Source organism: Edaphosphingomonas laterariae (assembly GCF_900188165.1).
GTDB classification, from domain to species: domain Bacteria; phylum Pseudomonadota; class Alphaproteobacteria; order Sphingomonadales; family Sphingomonadaceae; genus Sphingomonas_E; species Sphingomonas_E laterariae.
Genome location: NZ_FZOS01000063.1, coordinates 1 through 6,071 on the forward strand (window position 1 = coordinate 1; position 6,071 = coordinate 6,071).

A 6,071-nucleotide genomic window follows, 5' to 3' on the forward strand; every position below is an offset into this window, starting at 1 on the left:
CCCCGCTCGCCAAGCCGGAGGGGTGAGTTCAACATGGGTCACTTCTCAGTGGAAATATCGGCCCTTCCCGGGTCAGCTCTCAGTGGAAATCAACAACCCGGATGACAGCAGCCAAAGCGCCTTTCTCATCAGTCTCTCCCACAATGATTATTTTAGATTTTTCTAGTTGCCGTTTACGTAAACGGCTAATTCCGCGCTGGCCAGTGAAATTGGCACAATTGCCCGCCAAATCGGCTTGCTTGCGACGTTTCTGCAACAGCCGCGCCCGTGCTAGACTTCATCCGCGCCGGCGAAATCCTGCTTGCCGCTACGGAATACAGGCCTGCCCGACGGGGAGAACTGAGATGAGCGTTCTCGGCATTGGCGGTTTCTTCTTCCGCGCCCGCGATCCCGATTCGCTGGCGGCCTGGTATCGCGATCATCTCGGCGTCGGCGCGGGTTGTGTCGCGGCGGGCGCGGGCGAGCCGGACGAATGGGCGTGGCGGGTGCAGGTCGGGCCGGTGGTGTTCGCGCCGTTCAAGGCCGACACCGATTATTTCGCCGCCGACAAGCAGTGGATGCTCAACCTGCGCGTCGATGGCCTCGATGCGCTGCTCGATCGGCTGCGCGCCGCCGGCATCGCGGTCATCACCAAGGCCGAATGGGACGCGACACCGGAAATCGGCCGCTTCGCGCGGATCCACGATCCCGAAGGCAATGCGCTGGTTGTGGGAGCCGCCCGCCGGCTAAAGCGGGCGGACAGCCCGACGACCGCGCAGGCCGCGCTCAGTCGCCGCCGGCGCGCTCGATATCCGCGCCCACCTGCGACAATTTCGTCTCCAGCCGCTCATAACCGCGATCGAGGTGATAGACGCGATGGACCTGCGTCTCGCCCTCGGCCGCCAGCCCGGCGAGCACCAGGCTCATCGATGCGCGCAGGTCGGTCGCCATTACCTCGGCACCGCGCAGCTGATCGACGCCGCGCACCACGGCGGTGCGGCCGCGCACCTGAATGTCCGCCCCCATGCGCGCCAGTTCGGGCACGTGCATGTAGCGATTCTCGAAAATCGTCTCGGTCAGCACGCTGGCGCCGTCGGCGAGCGCGAGCATCGCCATGAATTGCGCCTGCATGTCGGTCGGGAAAGCGGGGAACGGCGCCGTCGACAGCGTCAGCGCCTTCAGCCGCCTCTCAGCCGCCACGGTGATGCCGCTCTCGGTCACCTTCACCTCGGCGCCGGCCAGAATCAGGCCATCGAGGATCGCCTGCATGTCCTCGGCCCGCGCGCCGGCCAGTTCCAGTTCGCCGCCGGTGATCGCCGCCGCGCAGGCATAGCTGCCCGCCTCGATGCGATCGGGCATCACGCGATAATCGGCGCCGTGCAGCCGGTCCTTGCCATGGATGATCAGCCGTTCGCTGCCGATCCCCTCGATCTCCGCGCCCATCGCCACCAGGCAGTTGCAGAGATCGGTGATCTCGGGTTCGCGCGCGGCATTGTCGATGATCGTCTCGCCCTTGGCGAGCACGGCGGCCATCAGCGCATTTTCGGTGGCGCCCACCGAAACCACCGGGAACACGATGCGCCCGCCCTTCAGCCCGCCTTCGGGGGCGATCGCGCGGACATAGCCGGCGGCCAGTTCGATCTCGGCGCCCAGCGCCTCCAGCGCCTTCAGATGCAGGTCGATCGGCCGGTTGCCGATCGCACAGCCACCGGGCAACGACACCGTCGCCTCGCCGGCGCGGGCCAGCAGCGGGCCGAGCACGAGGATCGACGCGCGCATCTTGCGGACGATGTCATAGGGCGCGACCGTCGAGGCGATTCGGTTCGCGTCGATCGTCATCACCCGGCCGAATTCGTCGCCCGCGCCGCGCGCGACCTTGGTGGTCGCGCCCAGTTCGTTGAGCAGATGGCCGAAGCTGTCGACATCCGCCAGTCGCGGCAGATTGCTCAGGGTCAGCTTGCCGTCGGTCAGCAAGGCGCAGGGCATGAGGGTGAGCACGGCATTCTTCGCGCCCGAAATGGGCAAGCGGCCGGCGAGGCGCTGGCCGCCCCGAATGATGATGCGATCCATGCGCCGCTTCTATCGAGTCCCGCGTTCCGCGCAAGACGGAGCGGATGGGCGATGGCCGGACAAGGGGCAAGAAAAAGCCCGGCCCGCGAAGCTCGCGGGCCGGGCCATTTCCCGATTGACGGGGATTTGGCTTACTGGATCGCGTTCAGGTTCACCGCGGCATATTTGCCGCGACGATCGACCTCGAGCTCGAACTCCAGCCTATCACCCTCGTTGAGGTTGGTCATGCCGGCGCGTTCGACCGCCGAGATGTGAACGAAAGCGTCCGGCTGGCCGTCGTCGCGCTGAATGAAGCCGAAGCCCTTCATCGCGTTGAAGAACTTCACGGTGCCGCTGGCGCGTTCACCGGTCAGCTGGCGCTGCGGGCCACCACGGTCGCCACCGTCGCCGCCGTCGCGCGGCCCACGATCCTGCACCGGCATCGGCTCGCCATCGATCTTCAGTTCGGTCGCCGACACGCGGCCACCGCGGTCGACGAGCGTGAAGCCAAGCGGCTGGCCTTCCGCCAGACCGGCCAGGCCCGCCTGCTCGACGGCCGAAATGTGCACGAACACGTCTTCGCCGCCATCGTCACGGACGATGAAGCCGAAGCCCTTTTGGCCGTTGAAGAACTTAACGACACCGGTGCCTTCGCCGATCACCTGGGCGGGCATGCCGCGGCCACCGCCGCCGAAGCCACCACCGCCGCCGCCGCGGAAACCACCGCCGCCGCCGCCGCCGTAGCCGCCGCCACCGCCGAAGCGATCGCCGCCACCACCGTAACCGCCGCCACCGCCGAAGCGATCGCCGCCGCCGCCGTAACCGCCGCCACCGCCAAAGCGATCACCGCCGCCGAAGCCGCCGTAATTGTCATCGCCGAAGCCGTCGCGCTTGTCCCTGCCGCCGCGCTGCCCGCGCCGTCCTCTATCGAAACTCATGCTTGCCCAAGTCTTTCCCGTCGCCCCACAATCTTGCAAGTTCTCAAAGCCGGGCGCGGCCACGAGACTTCTGGCGCCAGAACCAGCACGCCAGCGCATATCATTAGCGTAAAAAAGTGGATGGGGCGAGCGCTTTCGACTCATCATGCGATGTGGCGCCGTGGCGCCACATCACGCCGCAACTGAATCCACGATTTACAGTTTGTTGCACAGACGCGCTTGTCGCGTATCGGAACCCCCGGCAGAGGTGGCGACATGACCGATCTTCTTGCGCTTTTCGCGGATCCCGCCGTCTGGGCCGCCCTCGTGACTCTGGTGGTGATGGAGGTCGTGCTCGGCATCGACAACCTCATCTTCATCTCGATCCTGTCGAACAAGCTGCCGGCCCACCAGCAGCAAAAAGCGCGGCGGCTGGGCATCAGCCTGGCCCTGATCATGCGACTCGGCCTGCTTTCGATGATCGCGTGGATCGTCGGGCTGACCGCGCCGGTGTTCGATCTCGGCATCCAGGGCGCGCCCGGCGCGCATGGCGAGCCCAGCTTCGAGACCCAATTCTCCTGGCGCGATCTGATCCTGATCGCCGGCGGCCTGTTCCTGGTGTGGAAGGCGACCAAGGAAATCCACCATTCGGTCGATCAGACACCGACCGACGATCTGCTCGACAAGGACAAGTCCGCCGTCGCGACGATCGGCTTCGGCGCCGCGATCTTCCAGATTCTGCTGCTCGACATGGTGTTCTCGATCGATTCGATTCTCACCGCCGTCGGCATGACCGATCATCTGCCGGTGATGATCATCGCCGTCGTCACCGCCGTGCTGGTGATGCTGATCGCGGCCGATCCGCTGGCCAATTTCATCGCCCGCAACCCGACCGTGGTGATGCTCGCTTTGGGCTTCCTGCTGATGATCGGCGCGGTGCTGATCGCCGATGGCTTCGGCGTCCATGTGCCCAAGGGCTATATCTACGCGGCGATGGCCTTTTCGGCCGGTGTGGAGGCGCTCAACATCTGGCAGCGCCGCTCGCAGGCCAGGCGGCGCGGCGAATCACCGTCCTGATCGATCGATTCGGCCATTGAGCGTTAAGCCCTCCGCGCTTATGCGGGTTGGATGACCGTTCATTTTCACGAAGAAGATTTGCCGGCGGGCGTGCTCGCCCCCGGCCCCGTCGCCATCGACACCGAAACGATGGGCCTGATCACCCAGCGCGACCGGCTCTGCGTCGTCCAGATCTCGGACGGCCATGGCGACGAACATCTCATCCGCTTCGGCCCGGGCAGCGATTATGCCGCCCCGAATCTGAAGGCGGTGCTGGCCGATCCGAGCCGGCTCAAGCTCTATCATTTCGCCCGCTTCGATCTCGCGGCGATGAAATATTGGCTCGGGGTGATGGCGGAACCGGTCTATTGCACCAAGACGGCGTCGCGGCTGGTGCGCACCTACACCGATCGCCACGGCCTGAAGGAACTGGTGCGCGAAATTCTCGGCCAGGAAGTCTCCAAGCAGCAGCAATCGTCCGATTGGGGTGCGCCGGAACTGACCGACGCGCAGCGCGATTATGCCGCATCCGACGTGCGCTACCTGCACCAGCTGCGCGAAAAGCTCGACGTCCGCCTCGCCCGCGAAGGCCGCGCGGCGCTGGCCCAGGCCTGTTTCGATTTCCTTCCCCACCGCGCGGAGCTCGATCTCGCCGGCTGGCCCGAGATCGACATCTTCGCGCATGTCTGATCGCCATCCGATCCTGACGACATCGCAGCCGTGCGTGCGCGCCGGCGGGACAGTCCATGTCTAAGGCGGCCGATCTCGCAAGGGGCCATCGCCAGGTCTGGGCCGCGCCGGGCGCGAGCCATGACCGGGTGATCGGCCTGTTGCGGATATTGCTGCCCGCGGGGATCGGCGCGCTCGTCGCGATCCTCGCGGTCGCGCCGCTCACCATGGGCCGCGACATCTCCTTCGTCCTCGCCAAGGATCGGGTGGAGGTGGCCAAGGAAAGGCTGCGCGTATCCGATGCCGTCTATCGCGGCGAAGATACCAAGGGCCAGGCGTTCAGCATCCGCGCCGGATCGGCGGTGCAGACCCGTTCAAGCGATCCCGTCGTGCGGCTCGCCGATCTGTCGGCGCAGATCCAGCTGCCCGAAGGCCCGGCGACGATCGGCGCGAAAACCGGCCGCTACGACATGAACAGCGAAAAAGTGTTCGTCGACGGCGCGGTCCGCTTCCAGACCGCCGACGGCTATCAGCTCGATACGCGCGATGTCGCGGTCGATCTCAAGACCCGGCAGGTCGCCAGCGGCGGCGCGGTGGACGGCACGATGCCGCTCGGCAATTTCAGCGCGAACCGCATGACGGCCGATCTGCCGAACCGCACCGTGGTGCTCGATGGTCGCGCGCGCTTGCATATCGTGCAGCGCGGCGGCAGATGAGCGGCATGACGCGCGGACCCGCCCTCCTCTTTTCGATCCTCCTCGCCTCGGCGGCGGGCCCGGCCCTCGGCCAGGGCGCGGTGTCGGCGCTCAAGGGGCATAACAGCAACGCTCCGGTCGATGTGGAGGCCGATCGCATCGAGGTGCAGGACCGCGCCGATCGCGCGATCTTCTCGGGCAACGTCAATGTCCGCCAGGCCGATCTGACGATGAATTCGGCGCGCCTGACGGTCGCTTATTCGGGCGGCACCAGCGGCACGCAGATCCAGCGGCTCGATGCGTCGGGCGGCGTCACCGTGCGCAGCCCGTCGGAAACCGCGCGCGGCTCGGTCGCGATCTACGATCTCGATCGGCGGCTCATCACCATGCTCGGCAACGTTACGCTCACCCAGGGGGCGAACACCGTCAATGGCGGCCGGCTGGTGATCGATCTCGACAGCGGCCGTTCCACCATCGACGGCAAGGGCGTCGGCGGAGCCAGCGGCGGCCGCGTGACCGGCCGCTTCACCGTGCGGCCCAGCGGCAACTAAAGCGCTTTCCAAGCCGGTGGAATCACCCGCTGGCTCGGAAAACGCGGCCAACAAAGAGCTTAGGCTGTAGTGACATTTTAGGGATTCACGTTGGACTGGATTTCTGATTCAACGCTGACTTTTGGAGGTTGGCGTGGAAGGGGAAGTGCTGCGGG

The 6,071-nt window shown here is 66.1% G+C and carries 6 protein-coding genes and 1 pseudogene; 5 read left to right on the top strand and 2 right to left on the bottom strand.

The genetic code is table 11. The features are described 5' to 3' along the window. Nucleotides 1-344: 344 nt before the first annotated feature. A pseudogene (locus CHB74_RS21120) lies at nt 345-729 on the top strand (VOC family protein). Between the two features lie 36 nt (nt 730-765). Here the strand turns inward: CHB74_RS21120 and murA are convergent. After that, nucleotides 766-2,049 carry a UDP-N-acetylglucosamine 1-carboxyvinyltransferase gene (murA, locus tag CHB74_RS21125; protein WP_089221436.1) on the bottom strand — a complete coding sequence of 428 codons (1,284 nt, stop codon included), beginning with the start codon at nt 2,047-2,049 and terminating at the stop codon, nt 766-768. A 131-nt stretch (nt 2,050-2,180) separates the two neighbouring features. Next, nucleotides 2,181-2,966, bottom strand: coding sequence for a cold-shock protein (locus tag CHB74_RS22680; protein WP_089221437.1), 786 nt, complete (start codon nt 2,964-2,966; stop codon nt 2,181-2,183). 255 nt (nt 2,967-3,221) lie between these two features. Between CHB74_RS22680 and CHB74_RS21135 the strand changes: the two genes are divergently transcribed. The 4 genes from CHB74_RS21135 to CHB74_RS21150 are packed head-to-tail and all read left to right on the top strand — an operon-like array spanning nt 3,222 to nt 5,916. Continuing rightward, entirely contained in the window at nt 3,222-4,022 is an 801-nt protein-coding gene (locus tag CHB74_RS21135) for a TerC family protein (protein WP_089221438.1), read from the top strand. A gap of 51 nt (nt 4,023-4,073) precedes the next feature. Further along, complete coding sequence (locus CHB74_RS21140) at nt 4,074-4,691, top strand: ribonuclease D (RefSeq protein WP_089221439.1); 618 nt, start codon at nt 4,074-4,076, stop codon at nt 4,689-4,691. Between the two features lie 56 nt (nt 4,692-4,747). Beyond that, the gene (gene lptC / locus CHB74_RS21145; RefSeq protein ID WP_089221440.1) at nt 4,748-5,386 is read left to right on the top strand and encodes an LPS export ABC transporter periplasmic protein LptC; all 639 of its coding nucleotides are present in this window, start codon (nt 4,748-4,750) and stop codon (nt 5,384-5,386) included. 5 nt (nt 5,387-5,391) lie between these two features. Next, nucleotides 5,392-5,916: an LptA/OstA family protein gene (locus CHB74_RS21150; RefSeq protein ID WP_089221441.1), complete on the top strand. Its 525-nt coding sequence runs from the start codon at nt 5,392-5,394 to the stop codon at nt 5,914-5,916. The last annotated feature ends 155 nt before the right edge of the window (nt 5,917-6,071 follow it).